Below are 18101 nucleotides of genomic sequence, written 5' to 3' on the forward strand. Positions count from 1 at the left end.
TGCATTAGTCACAGAAAGCACAAAGCTGTGCCGATCAATTGGGTAATCTCATTGGAAGACAAGTCTACTTCTGGGTGGAAGTCAGTTCAAAACGCACCAGGTAACATTCGTGTTTGTTAGGTATCATCGATATCCCCCACTTAAGTCCTTCACCCACGACCACCGGGTTAGTGAGATCCGGGCGAAAAGCTCCGGGCGCGACGGCACGTTTGCTAACTTTTGCATTCAGTTTATTGGACATGAAATCGATGCCATCGGGTGCATATTCAAAGGTTTCCGATAAGGAGGCGAAGGCGGCCACTCCGGTACTGTGCGGCCATATCATTACTTCGTGGCTTCTGTCCAGTATGGCATCTCTAAATTTGGTGTAGGGGCCTTCTGGATAGCTGGAGTAGGCCACACCCATGGCTGTGTGAGCGGGGCCACCTTGTCCACCGAGCAGGGACCTGCCCTTGTAATACAGCCAGTACAATCCATTTCGGTACAGGAGAGCAGCATCGTCTACACGGTAGCTGTCAAACTTCTCCGGTTCAACGCTTACCTTCAAAATAGGTGCCCGGTCAATCCTTTTGAAGGGTCCTTCAGGGGAATCAGCTACAGCAACGCCGATAGCAGTGATGTCACTGATGTTATTGTTCTCAAATTCCCCATCGGCATTTCCAGGTGTGGGTTTCACACCGGTGTAGTAGAGGTAGTATTTCTTATCCGCAACCAAAATATTTGGCGTAAAAACCGCTTGTGCATCCCATTGACCTGATTCCCCTACATCCAGCATTTGCCCCAGTTCCTTCCAGGTAAACCCCTCGTCTTCCGATTTGGCGCCCCAGACACTGGCGCCCCAGTAGCCCGCTCCCCAGTATTTGGGTTGGGCGTCGGGGATTTTGGTATAGTATACGTAGTAGGTTTGGCCAACTTTGATCACGTCGCTTGGGTCCCTGCGCGTTACCCCCTTTTCGAAGCCTATGCCCGAGATTTCCGAAAATGTAAATTCAATATTGTTAAAATTTTTGGCTGTATCCTGTGCTACTATTGAATTGGCCCAAATCAGTAACGGTAACAGAAAGCAATGGAAGCAGATATATTTCATTGTTAAATGGGTTAATTTGTCCTCGAGGCCCTAAATCAAAACACTAAAGGTATTTTAAATCCCGGATTTATCATTGGTCAGTTTTTCCCTGCCCATATAGGCTTCCACTGGATAAAAACCTTGCTCTCTCTGATCGAATTTGATGCCGTCTTTGGATTGCCAGAGTATACCTCCACCTTTTTCGATATACCCGTGAATGTCTGTCGTCAACAGGCAAAATACTTTGTCCATCTATTTTGTGTATTGTCGGGTTATGCATCCCAAACCTGTCCCAGGTTGCTTTGTCGATCCCTTTCAGCGCTATATCCGAAAAAACAAATGGCCCCTCCGGAGTTTCGCCCACATAATGCGCGATCTCACTATGGGAACGCCAACTCGGATCCACGCTATTTCCAGGCCAGCGAGCAGCAAACAGATGGGTTTTCCCATCATCCCCTATGACCCGCGGGGTGCCCCATACCACATATCCCGGTTCAGCTACCCCAAGGCCTACATACTTCCAATGATCTGCAAACGACGTTTTCACCGGATGATCGTGACCGCGACTTGCTACTATCGTATATGCGCTGTAGATTCGGTGACCATGTGTGACAAGTCCGGCAGGTGTCAGATGGGTAACATCGGCCTTGGGTAGGCCATACATGGTTGTATAAATGATGTGCGGATCCCATTGCGCTATTTTTTGTTGCGCTTCCATGACGATCGGTCGTTCCTCTACTAAATAGTGTTGTTCATCCACCCCCAAAATCACCGGTAGGGTGTCGTTTTGCAAAACATCAGAACGCAAATGCCGAATTATTTCCATTAAATTTCCTTCATAGTTACGGGCAGCATGGTCGTCTCCGGCGTCAGTTTCTCCCTGTATCCAGATAAATCCGCGCACATGGACCCTGCATCCATCTTCCTTTAATTGTCGGATGGCAGTTTGCAGTCCGGCCACCATCTTATCGTAGATGCCTCCTTCTCCGGGACCTTTCCAATCCTTTGCCAAGCCGGTGCCTCCTCGGGTATATTTGAATATTGCCGGATGGTAACCCTCCTTTTTCAGTTTGCGGGCAAAACTAACCTCAGGGCCGAAATGACCGGCAGGATACCTTCCTTGCTGTGGCTGCATGGATATCCACCTCCCCGCTGTTTGCTCGTTTCCAAATACGGTATAGTTCAAAAGGATATGGTTGTCGAGGTCTTCGACGTCTTCCGGATAATCTACGGCATCCCCGGTGTAACCCTGCGCATTTGACTGTCCTGCCCAAATGAAAAGATCTATTGTACCCTGTGCTCCCAGCAATAAAGGGGACAGAAATAATAGTATGGAAAATTTTAACGTTTTCATTGCTAATACAATCCGCTTCAACAAATTGAAAATGGACCCGTCTTCTATATAATTAAAACTCCCGTTTTGGACAGGCATATAAAATGATCTAAAAACAAGCAGCCAGGCTACTACACCTGACTGCTTGAAATGACTCTTACCCCACGCGGGCAGCAACTAGACAAGGGCTGTGTTATTGCTTCACAATCCGAATAACCCATTCGCGTCTAGTTCCATCCGCAGAAATAAGTCTGTAGACAAATTCCCCAGACGAAAGGTCTGAAATTATACCTGCTGGAGGGGTGTCACCAACAGGTTCTACCCGCATACTTTGGTGATTGATAATGATTCCGGCACGGGTAAGGTCAGCGTTTGCTGGTACCCGGACGGTAGCGGTGAAGTTTTCGTTTTCGATCACCGCATTACCGGTAGAAACTATAAGCCGTCTGCGTGCGGGTGTCAGTACCCCGCTTTCGTAAAACTCCTGTAGTTCGTGCTCGTCAGCCTGAAGGGTAAATACATTCGCGTTTGTGATAAAGGCCGTATCACCCCACTGTCCTTCGTCAAAGTCAATTCTGGGTTCACAGGAAAATAGTAATCCTCCTAGAACGAAAATATAGGCAATTATAAGGTGCTTTTTCATATGTCTATAATTATTTTTTAGCGGTCAAAACTTGTCCCGGTTTATCGGGATGGAATCCCTGCCTACCGGCAGGCAGGTCGCATGGTTGCCCCGAAAGCTATCGGGGCATCCCACTGTGTGACGGCTACGTCATGCTCGATTTCATAATTTTAAGTATTTCGTTATTCACAGATTATTAAAACCATCCGGGGTTTTGTTTCAATTCGTATCCGGCATCGGCATACACTTCAATTTCATTTCTAGGGATCGGAGACAAATAAACGCGGTCAGGCTCAATGAAAAACCCTTCTCCACCTTCCCGGAAATCAGGATTTCTAAAGAATGGATTGATACTACCGTCATTGAAGGTACTGAAATTCTCACCCATTCTTAGCTGCCAAACACCGGTATTAGCTGGATTGATACCATCTGCTGCTAATCTGGAAGGATCGTTGTAGTAATCTACAAACTCCTGAAAATGCGCACCTTTTGGCTTCCATTCGTTGATTACGTCGTGGAAAATCGCCCATCGCTTTAAGTCTCGCTGACGGTGTCCTTCAAAGGCCAATTCTACCACGCGTTCCCTGCGAATTTCGTTAACGATATTTGATTCCGATGGATCGAAACCGTCTTTTGTGGAATATTGGATCGGCCAAGTGTTGATTTCAGCCAACGACATAGGCGTCATACCTACCCGAGCACGTAGTAGGTTTACCGTTTTGTCCAAATCTCCCTGATTGATTGTACCCAAAATGGCTTTTGCTTCTGCAAGTGCCAATAGCCCCTCCGCATAACGTATCAATACCTCGTCGGTTGAACCATTTCTCCATTCATTTTCATCCATGATGGCGCCTTTCCACCTGCGAAGTCCTGTAGACGTAAAATTGTTGGAGAACACATTATTGAGTTGCGGATACCTCAATGGCAATGGAGTTGGAGTTGTTCTATAACCCGGAATTTGTTGTTGAGGCCCACGATCCGGTGTCCAGATAGTCTGTCTAAATCGTGGATCCAAGTTTTCACCCAGACTATTTAGACTTGTATAATCGATGGGCAAACCAGATAAATGCTGGGGAATGCCCTCTTTATCCAAATAGCTAGATACCAGTTTCCAGGTTACAGCCTGTGCATTATCTACAACCAAATCGTAGAAATTATGGCCCACGATTTCATTTACATTGTATATCCGGTATAGAAAGACTCCTTGCGACGACGAGGCATCCTGTTGCGAAAATAACTGGTTATAGGGTTCATTAAAGGGACCTCCATTGGTAAATAAAGTAGCGCCTTGACGATCGATTAATTGCTGAATGGTAGGTTCTACCATGCGCAAAAATTCGCTCCCATCTTGTCCGGTTACCGCAAAAGGGGTGCTTTTTGCGCCGTGGTAGCGTTGCCAAGTGCCTTCAAATAAGGCCGCTCGGGCCTTCATGACCAAAGCTGCCTCTTTGGTAACCCTTCCGGATGCAGCGAAGGTTGAATTTTTCCAGCCAAGGTTTGCAATAGCAGAGTCCAAATCCTGAATGATAAACCTTGCCACGTCAGATCTGGGATCTCTTGCTTTATACAGTCGTTCACTATCCGTCGTCAGCACTTCTGTGTAAATCGGTACGTCTCCATAGCGATCCAACAGGTTCATATACACCCAGGCTCTAAAAAAATAGGCTTCTCCGGTGTACTGATTCGATTCCGGATTTACGGCCACCCGTCTGGCATTATTTATCAAATAGTTGATTTGTCGTATCCAGCTAAAGCTGCTGTTCCAACTTCCATCTGTGGCCGGTGCCTCACCCGTGGCTCCTCTCTGAAACAAAAATCCCGAAGGAGCTGTGCCTACTTGTAGGTCGGTATTGGCATCCAATTGGTTATTCTGGGCACCATTGCCCTGTCCCTGAAAATGATATCTGGGCAATAGCCTGTAAAAACCGTTGGCCATTACTTTTAAATCATTCGGAGAAGTGAAGTAGGTAGCATCCGTCATTGCATCCAAGGGATATCTTTCCAGAAAGTCCTCCATGCAGCTAGATATGGACATGGCAACTAGGATAAGCAACGTCCAACTATATTTTATAAGAGATTTCATAGTTACTGTCAGTTAATTAGATACCAATGTTAATACCCATTGAAATTTGGCGTTGCGGAGGGTATCCGGCGCCACCGTATCTGGCGATAATCTCAGGTTCGTATCTAAAATTAGATTTATAGTAGATCATACCTAAGTTTTCCGCACTGGTATAGACATATACTTTGCTCAGCTTGGCTCTATCAATAAGAGCTCTGGGCAGATTATAGCCGATGCGTAAGTTTTGAACCCGTAAATGTGCCAGGTTTTCAAGGTATTGATCCGTGGCAGGATAGGTTTTAAAGGAGTGTCTTGGGAAATAGTTATCCGGCGTCTCCGCTGTCCAGGTACCTAGCTCGCGATGATTGGTAAACCATTTTGAATTCCAGATATCGTGTCCGGCAGGTCTGACATGAAAATTGCCCGAAAAAGCAATCCATTGGGGCACCCCGGTGAATGTAACGGAGAGATCGATCCCATTCCAATTGGCCTGTAGATTCATTCCATACCGATAACGCCCGTAATTGTATCCGGCCATCACTTGGTCGCCTCTGGCATACCATCTGCCGCCTTCTCCGGCATTAATTTGTCCATCCCCATTCAAATCTTTGATCATCAAATCTCCAGGATAGTACCAAGCGGCCCCTTGGGGTACATTGGCTTCTACATCTGCAATATTCTGTGCGATGCCATTTGACTCATAAATCCAAATCTGGCCAAAGACCTCTCCTGGAGTCCAGGTTCCGTTCCTCAGTCCGGTGATGTTTTCGTCGTATTCGACTACATACCCGATGTAATCGGCAATGTTAAATCTTGCGGAATAATTAAATGGGCGACCTGCTATACTTCCGGTATTTCGCCATTTCATGGAAAATTCCCATCCTCTGGTTTCACTCACCGAGTTGTTGACACTTGGCAAACCCGTTCCAATCGTCTGGGGTAAAACTTTGGCCGGCCCGGGTTGGTTGTAGATTGTTCGCTGATACCAGTCATACGTCAACTCAAGTCTATTTTGCAGCGCCATGATATCTAGACCAAAACCCATGGTTTGCGGTGAGGACCAAGTCAGGTCCGCACTGACCAGTGGCGGCATAAATACCATGTTGGGTTTTACTCCTCCTAACAGTACATCGCCAACTCCTATGCCTGTTCCCATGGTTGGCAGGTACAGGTAATTGCCCTGTCCGGGATCTCCGGAAGATGTGTAGGCTGCTCTGATTTTAAAGGCATCCACTTTGCTTATGGACCAAAAGTTCTCTTCTGCAATATTCCATGCTCCGGAAACGGATGGAAAGAAGGACCATCGGATATCTGCCGGAAATTTGGAGTGTGCATCGTACCGTCCGTTAAATTCGATGAAGTACTTTTCAGCATAGTTGTAGGCCATTCTTCCAAAAACACCTTGGGTTGCCCAGTGACTTAATGCATCAGTCACTGTAGGGTTCGGGTTAAACGTGGTACTTATGCTGGGCACCGAATTGGTGTATAAATCCCTGCCTGTTCCCGATAACTGGGAGAAGTTATTATACTCTTCCTGGTATCCGACCAACGCATTGATGGAGTGCTTTCCTAGCTGCGTATTGTAATCGGCTACGATATCTGCCGTATGGTAGTTTGTGAAATTCATTTGGCGAAGTACACTGCTCTGCTGGGCAGACCTTGCGGAGTTACGGATGCTTCCATTAGCCTCCTCTACTAAAATGACAAACGTGTTTCGCTCCAGGTGAGAGGTAAGGTTTCTCCAGGTATAGTTTCCCCTAATGTTAAAGCCTTTAAACGGTTTTATAGTGAACCCGCCAGTGAGCGTTGTTTCGTTCCGTTGATTGGATTGGTCGCCGCCTTCGCCACGTAGCGACGGACCGCTGCTCAAGAATGAGGGGCTTCCGTTTGGATTTAAATCAACCCAATTCGGAAGTGAAGCGGACGCATTCGTCCAGATATCACTGTAATTGGGTCCACCGCCACGATAATTGGGGGCCTGTTCATCTGTCCTCACATAGTTCATACTCATGCGGAGACTTAGCCAATCTGTGGCATCCGTAGTCACCTTTAAAAGCGCATTGTACCTATTCAATTTATCGTCTGCACCTCGAATGATCCCCTGAGACTCATTATAACCCAGACCCACATAGTATCCGGTGCTATTACTCCCTCCCGAAACACTGGCATTGTGCTGTTGGCTTGGTATCGAGTTTTTGTACATCAAGCTAAACCAATCGCTGTTTCCATTCATATCCCAATGGGCTCCGTAGGTACCATTTCCGGTTACGATGTTATTGGGAATCAAACCTGCTCCATAATCCCTCATTCGTTGTATCGCGTCCTCAGTATAAATAGGCGCCTGTAGCGAGTTCCGGTATTGCTCGTTGATCTTTTCAGCGTATTCCCAAGAATTGGCCCATTGCGGCATGCCTATAGGTGACCCGATACTGTAATTGCCGCTGTAATTGACCTGCATTTTGTCCCCTTTTTTTCCTCCTTTGGTGGTAATCAAGATAACGCCGGAAGGCGCTCTGGAACCATAGATGGCTGAAGCTGCAGCATCTTTCAAAACCGTGACCGATTCTACGTCATTGGGGTTTACATCGCTCATGACGCGTTCCACACCGTCTACCAGTACCAAAGGGCCTCCCATTTGGCCGAATCCGGTGAAACCACGAATGTTAAAATTTGACTCCTGAGCCGGACCGCCATTTACCGGTGTAACGTACAAACCGGCAACTGCTCCCTGAAGTGCTTCAGACAATCGATTAATGGGCCTGTTCTCTATCAGATCACTGCCTATTTGCTCTACTGCTGCGGTTAGGTGAGATTTCTTCTGAGTTCCGAAACCTACGACCACCACTTCATCCATTTGGGTCATATCTTCCGTGAGGGTGATCTCCATTTCTGTTTGGTTACCTACAGCTATCTCTCGCGTAACAAATCCCAAAAAGGAAACCACTATCACCCCGCCATCTGGCACTTCCAAGGTGAATTCTCCATCAATGTCAGTAGAAGTACCTCTGCTGCTACCCTTGATAAGAATGGCTGCTCCCGGAATAGGGTTTCCATCCTTATCTACTACTTTACCCGTCACAATGGACGCTTCCACTCCTGTTGATGGCATAGATGCTGACAAGAGCATTTTTTCGCTAGGGTCAGCAACAGCTGCCGCCCCCTGAAATATCAGTAGCAGGGCGGCGAGACCAAAAAAGGCGCTGCGAGACCACGACCGACATTCTACAAGTAAATTTTCAAGCATAATTTTATGGATTTAGGTTTATTCGTATCTAAAGTTGGGTGCTAGGGCACCGTCGGCACGGACTGCCGAAATCGGGCGTTTTCACCGGTTAAGGTGTTCGATTGCTAAGAGGTGTTCGGGTATATCGTTGCCATCGGTCGAAATTTTGGTGGTTAGGGTAATAGGCATTCCCTGTCCATGAGAGACTGCCATCGGTAATTAACAGACAGCGCTACTTGAGCGAGGGCTGGCACCCAGAAGTATTCGTAGCGGAAAGGGCGATTTTTCTTGTACATATACATGATGTCATGCATGTACCTATACAGACTGATGCAAGTGGACGTAGCATATTGTTTAGTAGGCAACCCAAAAACCACAGCCACAGTAGATTGACACCAATCAAATTTAGGTCATATGCCCAATATTAGGAATAATAGGTCATAAGACCTAATTTTTGAAAGGTTTTTACAAAAAATTTTGCTGAGCGGACTGTAGGCTCAAAAATCAGTAGGAGAGAGCTTTCCTTTCCAATACATAATCTTTGAAATCGGCACTCAAGCCTGGTTCTTGTGGTGTCAGGTACTTACCACCAACTACCTGCGCCGGATATTTAAAATAGTCTTTCAAATGAGGTATGTGTTCCAGTAAAAGTGCCGGGTGTCCAAGACCGATATGGTTAAACAGTACCAAATGCTGGTGTATCTGTCCCATATCCCCCACATGGGGCACTACCGGAATGCCATATTTTCGCGACAGTAGGCTTATTAGCAGAAACTCCGATACTCCTCCTACCCGTACGGCATCCACCTGATTGAAAGACATGCAGCCGGATTGAATAAAATTCTTGAACATAATCTTGTTAGGCACATGTTCTCCAAGTGCAATTGGAAGATTTACCTCTTTGGAGAGAGTAACATGTGCCTGAATATCGTCCGGATGGGTGGGCTCCTCTATCCAAAAGGGGGTTATGTCCTGAAGTCGGCGACAGATAGCTATCGCTTTAGGAAGGGACCATTGCTGATTGGCGTCCAACATAATGGTCGCTTTCGGTCCCGCCGCGTGGCGTACCAACTCGGCTCTACGGATATCCCTGTCTGCATCTATCGACCCAACTTTTAACTTAATGGCGGTAAACCCCCGGTCGATGGACTTTTTAATATTGTTTATAACCTGCTCGTCGGAGTAATTAAACCAGCCTATGGAAGTATCGTATCCAGGATAGCCCTGCTTGATAATTTCCATGCGGCCGACCCGCCCATCTTCTTGGGCTTTTAACAGAGCGATTGCCTCATGCTTGGGTAAAATGTCTTCGAAGTAAGAAAAATCCAGCGTATTGGCTAGCGCTTCGGGAGAGAGCTCAATCAACAATTTCCATAACGGCTGACACCTCGATTTTGCCCAAAGATCAAAACAGGCGTTCACCACAGAGGCCAGGGCAAGGTGAATAACTCCTTTATGCGGCCCCAACCACCTAAGGTTAGGATCATCGGCCATTTTTTTGTAGGTGACTCCAAATTCGGCCATGAGTTCATTTATCTCCCTACCAACCACATGCTGTACCAAATAGTCAATGGCACCACATACCAGCTTGTTGCCGGCACCTAGTGTCAGTGCCATGCCAACGCCTTCTAAATGAGCGTCGGTATCCAACCTACAAAGTGCATAGGCGTAGATCGGTGTAGAATGGACTGCGTCAGAGCCGGCTCCGTTTTCTAACGCAAATTGGACATCCTGAGATCGTCCCGATTTGATAACAATTGATTTCATCTGTCTATAATTTGTTTTTCAAAGGTCAGATGGAATCTCGCACAAATTATGATCGTCCCTCCTTGCGTCGTGCTCGATTTCATGTTCCTCTAATTATTTTCAAGATTGCTGCGGCCTAATCGGTGAATCTTCCGATTCGTCTGCAACGCTATAGTTTATTAGCTACTAAAATTTTCGAGGGGAAGAGCCCCTATCTCATTTGATTCATACAGTCTTTCGACCAACTTCATGGTTTGATACGCATCCTCTACGGCATTTGGGAATGCTGAATGGGGGTTTTGAAGGTGCCGTTGCAATGATGCCATGGGACCTATAAATGCGTGGGGGAACCAATCACCGATCAAGGGAACTTCCTGCCAACCCTTCTCGGCTTCTTTTCGGGTATGATATTCAAACCTGGAAGGTCTGCCCTTCGGGTAGTCGAAGGAAGTACCAATTTGTACCTTGATTGCACCATCTGTTCCTTCAATTTTTAGGTACGATTGCTGGTGCTCGGGTCCATAATCGTGCCCGTGATTGGTCATAATCCGTGCCTGCCGGTAGGCACCATAGTCAAGCACGATGGTACTTCTTGTAGGGGCCAATTGCGCATGGTTCGGGTGTTTGATAGTAGATGCGAAAACTCGTTTCGGCTCACCCCAAAAAGCCCTGACAGTATCTAGGTAATGGATGCTATGGTATAAAATCTCCAACCTAGGTTTGGTTTTCAGAAATCCCCAAAGCTCCCACGGCGTGTGCACGCAAACGTTAAACTCTACATCGAACGTTTCTCCGATCAGGCCCCTTTCCATCACATCCATGGCGGCTAACATATAGGGAGCATGGCGAAGCTGAAAATTGACTGCAGCTACCAAGGACTTTTGCCGGCAAAGCTGAAGGATATGCTTCGCTTCCTGTAAGGTTTCCCCCATGGGTTTTTGTAGTAACACAGCCGATCCATTCGGCAATTGCTCCAAAATTTCCAAAATTTGATCCGCAGGTACCGCCACATCAAAGACTGCGCTTACTTCCTTGGCTTTCTGAATCAACAAATCCAACGAATCGAATGCGCATTGTGGCATTCCAACGGATTGCGAGAGCGAGTTAGCCTTTTCGGGCACCAAGTCATACATTCCCACGACAGGAAATTGAGCCAACGCGTACGCCGGTAAGTGGGCATCGCGCACAATTCCGCCTCCTCCTATAACGACAATAGGAAGCGGGTTTTCGGGAATTTCTGGGGCTTGTTTAAAATGCATATGTCCGAATAAATGAACGGTTTAGGTGTGCCATAATTCCTTCTTTTTAGTAAAATACCCAGTACAAGATCAACATGATCGCCAGTAAGATCACACTCAGCAAATTGACCATTTTGGATGGGCTTTTCACATTCAGAAAGAATGTAGGGGACACTACCTGCACGTTTTTGTCAAAATAGGAAACACAGACATAAAGTACGGCAGAGAACACAAAGAAAAGGTAGGTTTGTTTTAGCCAGTTGATATGTAATCCATCCGGCCTAGATACATAATTCAAACCTCCATTTATGGGCACATACTTCTCAATGACAAATACACCTGCAGCAAATAAACTTCCAATCAAAAGCGTGTAAAAGGCCGCATTTGCAGTACCTCGGGGCGATACCACTCCGAACAGAAAAACAGCCACGATGGATGGGGCAAATATGGAAAACATTTGATTGATCAATTCGAATAGGGTTCCCAAGTTTCCCAAAAACGGGGACCATATCACGGCGGCAACCAAGACTATAAGTCCGGTAACCCTTCCTATGTATACTTTCTTGCTATCGGTAAGATGGGGCTTGACCCTATCAAAGACATCGTAAACGATCAACGTGGAACAGCTATTAATAGCGGCTGCCACGCTACTCATGACCGCTGCCAGCAGGGCCGCAACCATAAGACCTTTCAAGCCTACCGGCATTAGGTTGCTGATCATTAAGGGTAATACATTTTTGGTTTCATTTCCAACTTCCTGCCTGAATAAGGCAAAAGCCAAAATACCGGGAACCACCATGAAAAAAACCGGAAGGATTTTCAGAAAGCCGGCAAATAAAGCGCCGAGCTTGGCCTGTTTTTCAGAACGGGCACCTAATACCCGCTGCACAATCGTTTGGTCCGTACACCAATACCAAAGGCCCAAAATCAAGTACCCGAACAACATGTCACTAAATGTGAATCCGGTTTTGGCAGCATCGAAACTAACTATTTTCAGACGGTCGGGATCTACCACCTCCTTAAGCTCCTCGTAAGAAGTAATTCCCATCTCCGGCAAGCGAAGGATGGCAAGTACCGTAATGGTAATCGATCCGGCGATTAATATGATGGTCTGAACCGTTTCTGTGATTACCACGGAGGTCAGTCCACCAACTATGGTATAGATTCCGGTGGCAAGGGCAATTAGGACAATGGATATGGGCACGCTAAGGCCAAATACATTTTCAAATACCACCGCACCGGCATATAAACTCACGCCAATGTGCATAAACAGCGCTGCAAGGATACTAAAAATCGCCAATAGCACCCTGGATCGTGAATCATAACGTAGTTCCAGAAACTGAGGGAGCGTAGTAATTTTGGTTCTCAAGTAAAAAGGCACAAATACAAAGGCTAGGAGCAGGAGTTCAATTACCGAAAACCATTCGAAATTTCCCCAAACGATCCCATCGGTAAAGCCAGATTCTGCCAAGCCGACCAAGTGTACCGTAGATATGTTGGAGGCAAAAAGAGACGCTCCAATAACGGCCCAAGACAATGATTTTCCGGCTAAAAAATAGTCGTTACCTGTTTTGCGACTACTTCGGCCGGACCTTAGTCCAATAATAACAATGCCTACCAAATATGCCAGTATGACCAGTAGGTCTATAGTCTCCAGTGAATTCATATTGTTAAGGCCATTTGGCACATCAATTATATAAGACTGTATCTTTAACAAAGCTACATGACTCAAAAGTATATAAAATAGGGCATGGGACCTAATTTATGATTCAGGTCTTTTGTGAAATTTGTTGCTACTGGGACTAGGTTTGGGGTAAGGACCTATAAATCTGTGTGAAAGAGCATAGTCCTTATTACTTGCAGCATCCCATCACTTGCTAAAAACTGACGTAAATAAAACGGCTACAGATTATCTAGTGTAGAAATTACATTTTATATTTGGTAAAATTCCAATTGACAGATGCAAGCACCCAAAGCAATCGCTACCCTAACACTGGTCCTATTCTGCCTAGGGCTAGCCCACAGCCAGCAAACACCGGAGAATTATCCAACCTTCTCCAATGCGGTGTACCAGGGCAATGATGACGTGTATAACGACTATCCCTTGGCGGATGGCGAGTTTTACAACCCCATTTTGCAGGGGTGTTATCCGGATCCTTCCATAACCCGAAAAGGAGATGACTACTATATGGTTACCTCATCCTTTGCCATGTTTCCGGGCGTTCCGATTTTTCATTCCAATGACCTGGTTAATTGGACCCAACTGGGCCATGTATTGGACCGAAAATCCCAATTGAAAGTAGCCGATACGGGCATCAGTGCGGGGATCTATGCACCGGATATAATCTACAACCCCCACAACGACACGTTTTATATGATCACGACCCAATTCGCCGGAGGAATAGGCAATATGGTGGTGAAAACCAGCGATCCACGGGAGGGATGGAGTGATCCGATCAAGTTGGACTTCGGGGGGATTGATCCGGCGTTGTTTTTTGATGATGACGGAAAAGCCTATGTGATACACAACGACGCTCCGGTGAAAGCGCTTTACGAAGGGCATCGGGTAATCAAACTATGGGAATACGATGTCAACGCAGACCAAGTGATCAAGGGAACCGACCAAGTGATTGTGGATGGAGGTGTCGACATTAGCCAAAAACCTATCTGGATAGAAGCCCCGCATATCTACAAAAAAGATGGGCGCTATTACCTGATGTGTGCCGAAGGGGGAACCGGATCCTGGCACAGCGAAGTGATCTTTGTAAGCGACAAGCCAACCGGTCCCTACGTGCCGGCAAACAACAACCCCATCCTTACCCAGCGATACTTCGCAAAGGACCGAAAAAATAAAGTGGATTGGGCTGGACATGCGGATTTGGTGCTGGGCCCGGATGACAGGTATTATGGCGTCTTTCTGGGTATTCGCCCCAATGAAGTGGATCGGGTAAACACGGGTCGTGAAACGTTCATCTTGCCTGTAGACTGGACCGGAGCGTTTCCGGTTTTTGAAAATGGCCTGATCCCCATCAGCCCTAAACTCAAGCTGCCCACAGGTGTACAGAACAAAACAGGGCAGGAAGGTTTCTTTCCAAATGGCAACTTTACCTACACGGAAACATTTCAATCCGAAATGCTGGACTACCGCTGGATCGGATTGAGAGGGCCGCGGGAAGATTTTATCGCCACCAGCCAAAAGGGGTTGGAAATACGTCCTTTTGCGGTAAATATCAAAGAGGTAAAGCCCATTTCATCGCTCTTCTACCGGCAGCAGCACAAAAAATTCAGCTTTACGGCGACCGTGGACTATTCACCCGCCTCGGAAAAGGATCTGGCAGGTATAAGCTGTCTTCAAAGCGAGAAATTCCATTATGTTTTTGGAATCACCAGGAAGGGAGATGAGCAGTATTTGGTACTGGAGCGGACCGAAAACGGTGTTTCTACGTTGGTAGGCAGCCGCAAGCTTGCGGCAAATGGGCCGGTACAGCTTCGGGTAGAAGCGGAAGGCGATGCTTACCGTTTCAGCTATGCGACAAAAGGGGGTGATTTTCAGAATTTGGGCGGAGGCGTTTCGGGAGACATCCTTTCCACCAATGTGGCGGGAGGATTCACCGGAACCCTGATTGGGCTATATGCCACCACTGCCAATGACGTGAAGCCTGAGTAATTGAGGAAAATTTCTTAAATCAGCAATCCATCCGTATCGCAGACAGGGAAGGCTTGGAAGTCATCAATTCCTGCTCTGACGAAATTCCGGAAATAGATTTTGATAATTTTTTTCTTTCTAGCAATCGGTCAAGTGAAATATGCATATTCTCAAGTATTCATCAGTACCGCCAGGTAACAAAGATAACTCTATCTGCTCGCTGCGCTGTTATCTCGATCTCTCCGATAAAAAAGGATCACGAAAAGGCGCCAAGACGCAAAGAAAATAGGGGTAAATTCGTCTCCCTCGTTGCGGGAAGAAACCAAAAATAGCTGTGGCAAAGGCTTCTAATCACCGCAGGGGTGTTAGCGCTGATAGCTTAATAGAAAATACCAAGTCGAGTGCAATCTCAAAGGGGCAGAGCCCTGACATATCAGTAGAATCCGCATATCTACAACAGCCACCCAAGGGCGTTAGCCCTGAAATCTTCAACATACCCGTTCGTTGTTCCGGGAAAAAAGAGGTTCACGCAGAGGCGCCAAGACGCAAAGGAAATAAATTTGGATTTTTCTCCCTCGTTATGACGAATCAAAAAGCCAGTAGCAAAGCCTACGATCAATCCAAAGGGGCGTAGCCCTCTCATCTTAGTAGAATAGATGCAAAATATCTACGATCCGCTGGTACATATATTCCCGGTAAGTTCGTTGGCGCATGCCTTACCAGTATGTCCGGGCCCCATTTGGAATCATAATACCCGGAAATGGTTGACATTATTGCTGAATGATCCCCAGTAAAGTAAAATATTTTTGATGATTCCGACTCATTGCATACTTCAATAAAACTACCATCAGTCCAGTATTTGGCGACATTGGGACCGTTAGTGATATCTATTTGGTTCATCCAAGCGGTTGCTGTTCCCCCATCCGCTATGTGCCAAGCAAAATTGTGACAATTGTAAGTGCGAGTGGCTTCACCTAAAACCACGATATCATCGTATGCATCTTCATAATCTTGCCTTATTGTGTTTTTTTGAGTAATATTAAAATCAGCGGAGTATAGTGCCGCAACTTCAATAGGCGAAGATTTTGGGGTAAATACCGGAGTTGGATTGATTACATAATATGTCTGTGCCTGTATGGAAAAGATCCATAGCACTGCTAATACGAAGGTAAAGTAAAGCTTTTTCATATCAGATTCGGTTTAAGAGGTTTTCTGCATGTCTTACGATGGTTCGAATTTCTGGAGAATCCGGAGCATCCGGATTTAGGTACAGGACACCTGTTTCATATAAAATTCTAATAATCAAGGATTCTTCCCTGTCAAATTCCCTGATAAAAGGGTTGAAACCGGCATGTTTTAAAATCCTGACACATAAAAACAAGGATATGGCCGTTCCACCTCGCGTGCCGAAATCATCATGATATCGCTGTTTTAGCCGATATTTTGATAACGCCTCTGATAACAACCTTTTTTTTTGAGGCGGACTGAGTTTATCAAGAATAATATCCTGAGCTAGCAGTAGTTCTATAGGAACAAAGCCCAGAGTAAAAGAACCCCGCTTCATTTCCTCCTCATAGGTTGCCACACAGGCTGGCTTCATTTGTTGGTATCGCGCCATAAGCTCGGTGCCCGCGTCATTTCGACGGGATAACTCCTGTAATCCCGAAAAATTCCTGACGTGGAATTCTATGGCAAATTGAAAACTATTCGAGAGAAACAGTTCAAAAGTAAGAGGGAAATCCTCCCAGCTATCGATCAAACCTGCGGTACTCATGGATTCCAACTGGTTTGCGGGTATCTGGCAAGCTTCCCATTTTTTATCTGCGGTATCTAGGTTTCTCCATTCAGGCATTCCCGGAACTACCGGGTAGACGTACGAATCCGCCGCCCTCGGAACGTCACAGTTGGTGGGGATCAAGTCCCCGTCATTACCACAGGCCATCAAGAGAATGAGGAAAGACAAGTATCCCCCTACAAAGCTGTAGCTGTGATTATAACTTTTTACCCGCTTCAAAAATCTCGTTAAATATTGACTCATCTCTGTATCGTGAAGTAGTTAAAAATATATGAAGCTCTTCAGAAGAAAATGTTGGTAAAAGGGGTGGTGCTTGTCCCGATGTTTTGATAAGTTTGCCAAGAACCAAGGCAGTGGTTGACAGTCCAAACGGCCCAAAAACATCATGATGTCTTTGCTTTTCTGTATATTGTCTTATGGCGATATCCCTAAGGTGTTCCCTATCCTCGCCAGTGATATTTCTAATGATTTCATCCTGAGAAATAACCAGTTCTATGTAAGTAAAAGCAAAGGAAAGCTTTCCCTTTTGTCTTTCATTCATATTCTCTAAATTATTGGTATCCATTGAATTGTATATATAAATTAAACTGCTTCCCGCATCATTTCTCCTAAACAGTTCTTGCAGACCGTTAAAAAGTTTAAAAACACCACGAAACCCGTCCTGAAGAGTATTGCCCGCATTTACCTCAAATAGTAAAGGAAAGTCCAGACATGTTTTAGCCAAAGCCCTAGTTGTAAGGGTGGATAATATACTTTCGGGTATTTGACAAGCCCCATATCTACCTTCAGCGGTTTTGAGACTCTTCCATTCTTCCATACCTGGCCGAATAGGATAATCGTACGGTGTGTCTCTGTTTTGTGCCATTGGACTATCCATTGGTCCAAGAAGTACACCCCAAAAGAAAATTGCACATACAAGTAGTTGTATTTTCATGACGATTTAATTTAGTTATATATAGAGTTGACGACTGTCTGTTTAAATCTTCTGTGACCAACCAGTTTGGGAAAATCACAAAAATTTACTGCCCTTTTCCATTTCAGCGGTTTGGGTTAGGTTTGAAGCTTTCTTTTCAGGACAATAAAACCAAGGAAATGTTATGGATTGGGACTGAATTAATTTTTAAGTTATTCATAATTATGCAGAATTTAAAAACTTCCATTTGCAATATGCAAAGCAACGTCAGATTCCTTTTAAAAAGGAAATTGTCGTCAGAATAAATTTCACATTCAAATTAAAATAATAAAAGTTAAATGGCAAGTAATTAGAAATATTATTTTAGTGTCATGCCCCAAAAAAAAAATTTAAATTATTTTTTTGGGGTGTGCCTAGTTTTAATTTTTGAATAACCCACGTTTTTTTTTTTACTGTT

At 45.6% G+C, this 18101-nt stretch carries 13 protein-coding genes; 1 reads left to right on the plus strand and 12 read right to left on the minus strand.

Translation table 11 applies throughout. The features are described from left to right. Positions 1–64: 64 nt before the first annotated feature. From JJU34_RS10105 to JJU34_RS10140, 8 genes are all read right to left on the minus strand, one after another. A complete protein-coding gene (locus JJU34_RS10105) occupies positions 65–1087 on the minus strand; it encodes a family 43 glycosylhydrolase (RefSeq protein WP_228692237.1) in 1023 nt (340 codons plus the stop codon). A gap of 70 nt (positions 1088–1157) precedes the next feature. Beyond that, positions 1158–2420 (minus strand): sialate O-acetylesterase, encoded by a 1263-nt coding sequence (locus tag JJU34_RS10110; protein ID WP_228692238.1) that lies wholly within the window; start codon positions 2418–2420, stop codon positions 1158–1160. Positions 2421–2592: 172 nt separating this feature from the next. Beyond that, positions 2593–3042, minus strand: a complete 450-nt coding sequence (locus JJU34_RS10115; protein ID WP_228692239.1) for a hypothetical protein — start codon at positions 3040–3042, stop codon at positions 2593–2595. Between the two features lie 175 nt (positions 3043–3217). Then, positions 3218–5104, minus strand: coding sequence for a RagB/SusD family nutrient uptake outer membrane protein (locus JJU34_RS10120; protein WP_228692240.1), 1887 nt, complete (start codon positions 5102–5104; stop codon positions 3218–3220). Between the two features lie 16 nt (positions 5105–5120). Further along, complete coding sequence (locus JJU34_RS10125; RefSeq protein WP_228692241.1) at positions 5121–8327, minus strand: TonB-dependent receptor; 3207 nt, start codon at positions 8325–8327, stop codon at positions 5121–5123. A gap of 483 nt (positions 8328–8810) precedes the next feature. Next, positions 8811–10073: an enolase C-terminal domain-like protein gene (locus tag JJU34_RS10130; RefSeq protein ID WP_228692242.1), complete on the minus strand. Its 1263-nt coding sequence runs from the start codon at positions 10071–10073 to the stop codon at positions 8811–8813. Positions 10074–10231: 158 nt separating this feature from the next. Continuing rightward, entirely contained in the window at positions 10232–11311 is a 1080-nt protein-coding gene (locus JJU34_RS10135) for a Gfo/Idh/MocA family oxidoreductase (RefSeq protein WP_228692243.1), read from the minus strand. A 46-nt stretch (positions 11312–11357) separates the two neighbouring features. After that, positions 11358–12956: a sodium/solute symporter gene (locus JJU34_RS10140; RefSeq protein WP_228692244.1), complete on the minus strand. Its 1599-nt coding sequence runs from the start codon at positions 12954–12956 to the stop codon at positions 11358–11360. A gap of 294 nt (positions 12957–13250) precedes the next feature. On the opposite strand from JJU34_RS10140, the gene JJU34_RS10145 reads away from it, so the two are divergent. Further along, entirely contained in the window at positions 13251–14957 is a 1707-nt protein-coding gene (locus JJU34_RS10145) for a glycoside hydrolase family 43 protein (protein WP_228692245.1), read from the plus strand. A gap of 430 nt (positions 14958–15387) precedes the next feature. Here JJU34_RS10145 and JJU34_RS10150 read toward each other — a convergent pair whose 3' ends face one another. Genes JJU34_RS10150 through JJU34_RS10165 form a run of 4 tightly spaced genes read right to left on the minus strand, consistent with a single transcriptional unit; the run spans position 15388 to position 17665 of the window. Further along, entirely contained in the window at positions 15388–15579 is a 192-nt protein-coding gene (locus tag JJU34_RS10150; RefSeq protein WP_228692246.1) for a hypothetical protein, read from the minus strand. Then, the gene (locus tag JJU34_RS10155; RefSeq protein ID WP_228692247.1) at positions 15576–16124 is read right to left on the minus strand and encodes a hypothetical protein; all 549 of its coding nucleotides are present in this window, start codon (positions 16122–16124) and stop codon (positions 15576–15578) included. Before JJU34_RS10155 ends, JJU34_RS10150 begins: the two co-directional genes overlap by 4 nt. Before the next feature lies 1 nt (position 16125). After that, on the minus strand, positions 16126–16950 hold the full coding sequence (locus JJU34_RS10160; RefSeq protein ID WP_228692248.1) for a hypothetical protein: 825 nt from the start codon (positions 16948–16950) through the stop codon (positions 16126–16128). Beyond that, positions 16928–17665: a hypothetical protein gene (locus JJU34_RS10165; protein ID WP_228692249.1), complete on the minus strand. Its 738-nt coding sequence runs from the start codon at positions 17663–17665 to the stop codon at positions 16928–16930. Before JJU34_RS10165 ends, JJU34_RS10160 begins: the two co-directional genes overlap by 23 nt. Positions 17666–18101 lie beyond the last annotated feature (436 nt).

This window comes from Lunatimonas sp., from assembly GCF_020832325.1.
Lineage (GTDB): Bacteria > Bacteroidota > Bacteroidia > Cytophagales > Cyclobacteriaceae > Lunatimonas.

Excerpts from the sequence above, each read along its gene's own strand:
- JJU34_RS10105 (WP_228692237.1), bottom strand. The coding sequence starts at position 1,087 with ATGAAATATATCTGCTTCCATTGCTTTCTGTTACCGTTACTGATTTGG.
- JJU34_RS10110 (WP_228692238.1), bottom strand. The coding sequence starts at position 2,420 with ATGAAAACGTTAAAATTTTCCATACTATTATTTCTGTCCCCTTTATTG.
- JJU34_RS10115 (WP_228692239.1), bottom strand. The coding sequence starts at position 3,042 with ATGAAAAAGCACCTTATAATTGCCTATATTTTCGTTCTAGGAGGATTA.
- JJU34_RS10120 (WP_228692240.1), bottom strand. The coding sequence starts at position 5,104 with ATGAAATCTCTTATAAAATATAGTTGGACGTTGCTTATCCTAGTTGCC.
- JJU34_RS10125 (WP_228692241.1), bottom strand. The coding sequence starts at position 8,327 with ATGCTTGAAAATTTACTTGTAGAATGTCGGTCGTGGTCTCGCAGCGCC.
- JJU34_RS10130 (WP_228692242.1), bottom strand. The coding sequence starts at position 10,073 with ATGAAATCAATTGTTATCAAATCGGGACGATCTCAGGATGTCCAATTT.
- JJU34_RS10135 (WP_228692243.1), bottom strand. The coding sequence starts at position 11,311 with ATGCATTTTAAACAAGCCCCAGAAATTCCCGAAAACCCGCTTCCTATT.
- JJU34_RS10140 (WP_228692244.1), bottom strand. The coding sequence starts at position 12,956 with ATGAATTCACTGGAGACTATAGACCTACTGGTCATACTGGCATATTTG.
- JJU34_RS10145 (WP_228692245.1), top strand. The coding sequence starts at position 13,251 with ATGCAAGCACCCAAAGCAATCGCTACCCTAACACTGGTCCTATTCTGC.
- JJU34_RS10150 (WP_228692246.1), bottom strand. The coding sequence starts at position 15,579 with ATGAGAGGGCTACGCCCCTTTGGATTGATCGTAGGCTTTGCTACTGGC.
- JJU34_RS10155 (WP_228692247.1), bottom strand. The coding sequence starts at position 16,124 with ATGAAAAAGCTTTACTTTACCTTCGTATTAGCAGTGCTATGGATCTTT.
- JJU34_RS10165 (WP_228692249.1), bottom strand. The coding sequence starts at position 17,665 with ATGAAAATACAACTACTTGTATGTGCAATTTTCTTTTGGGGTGTACTT.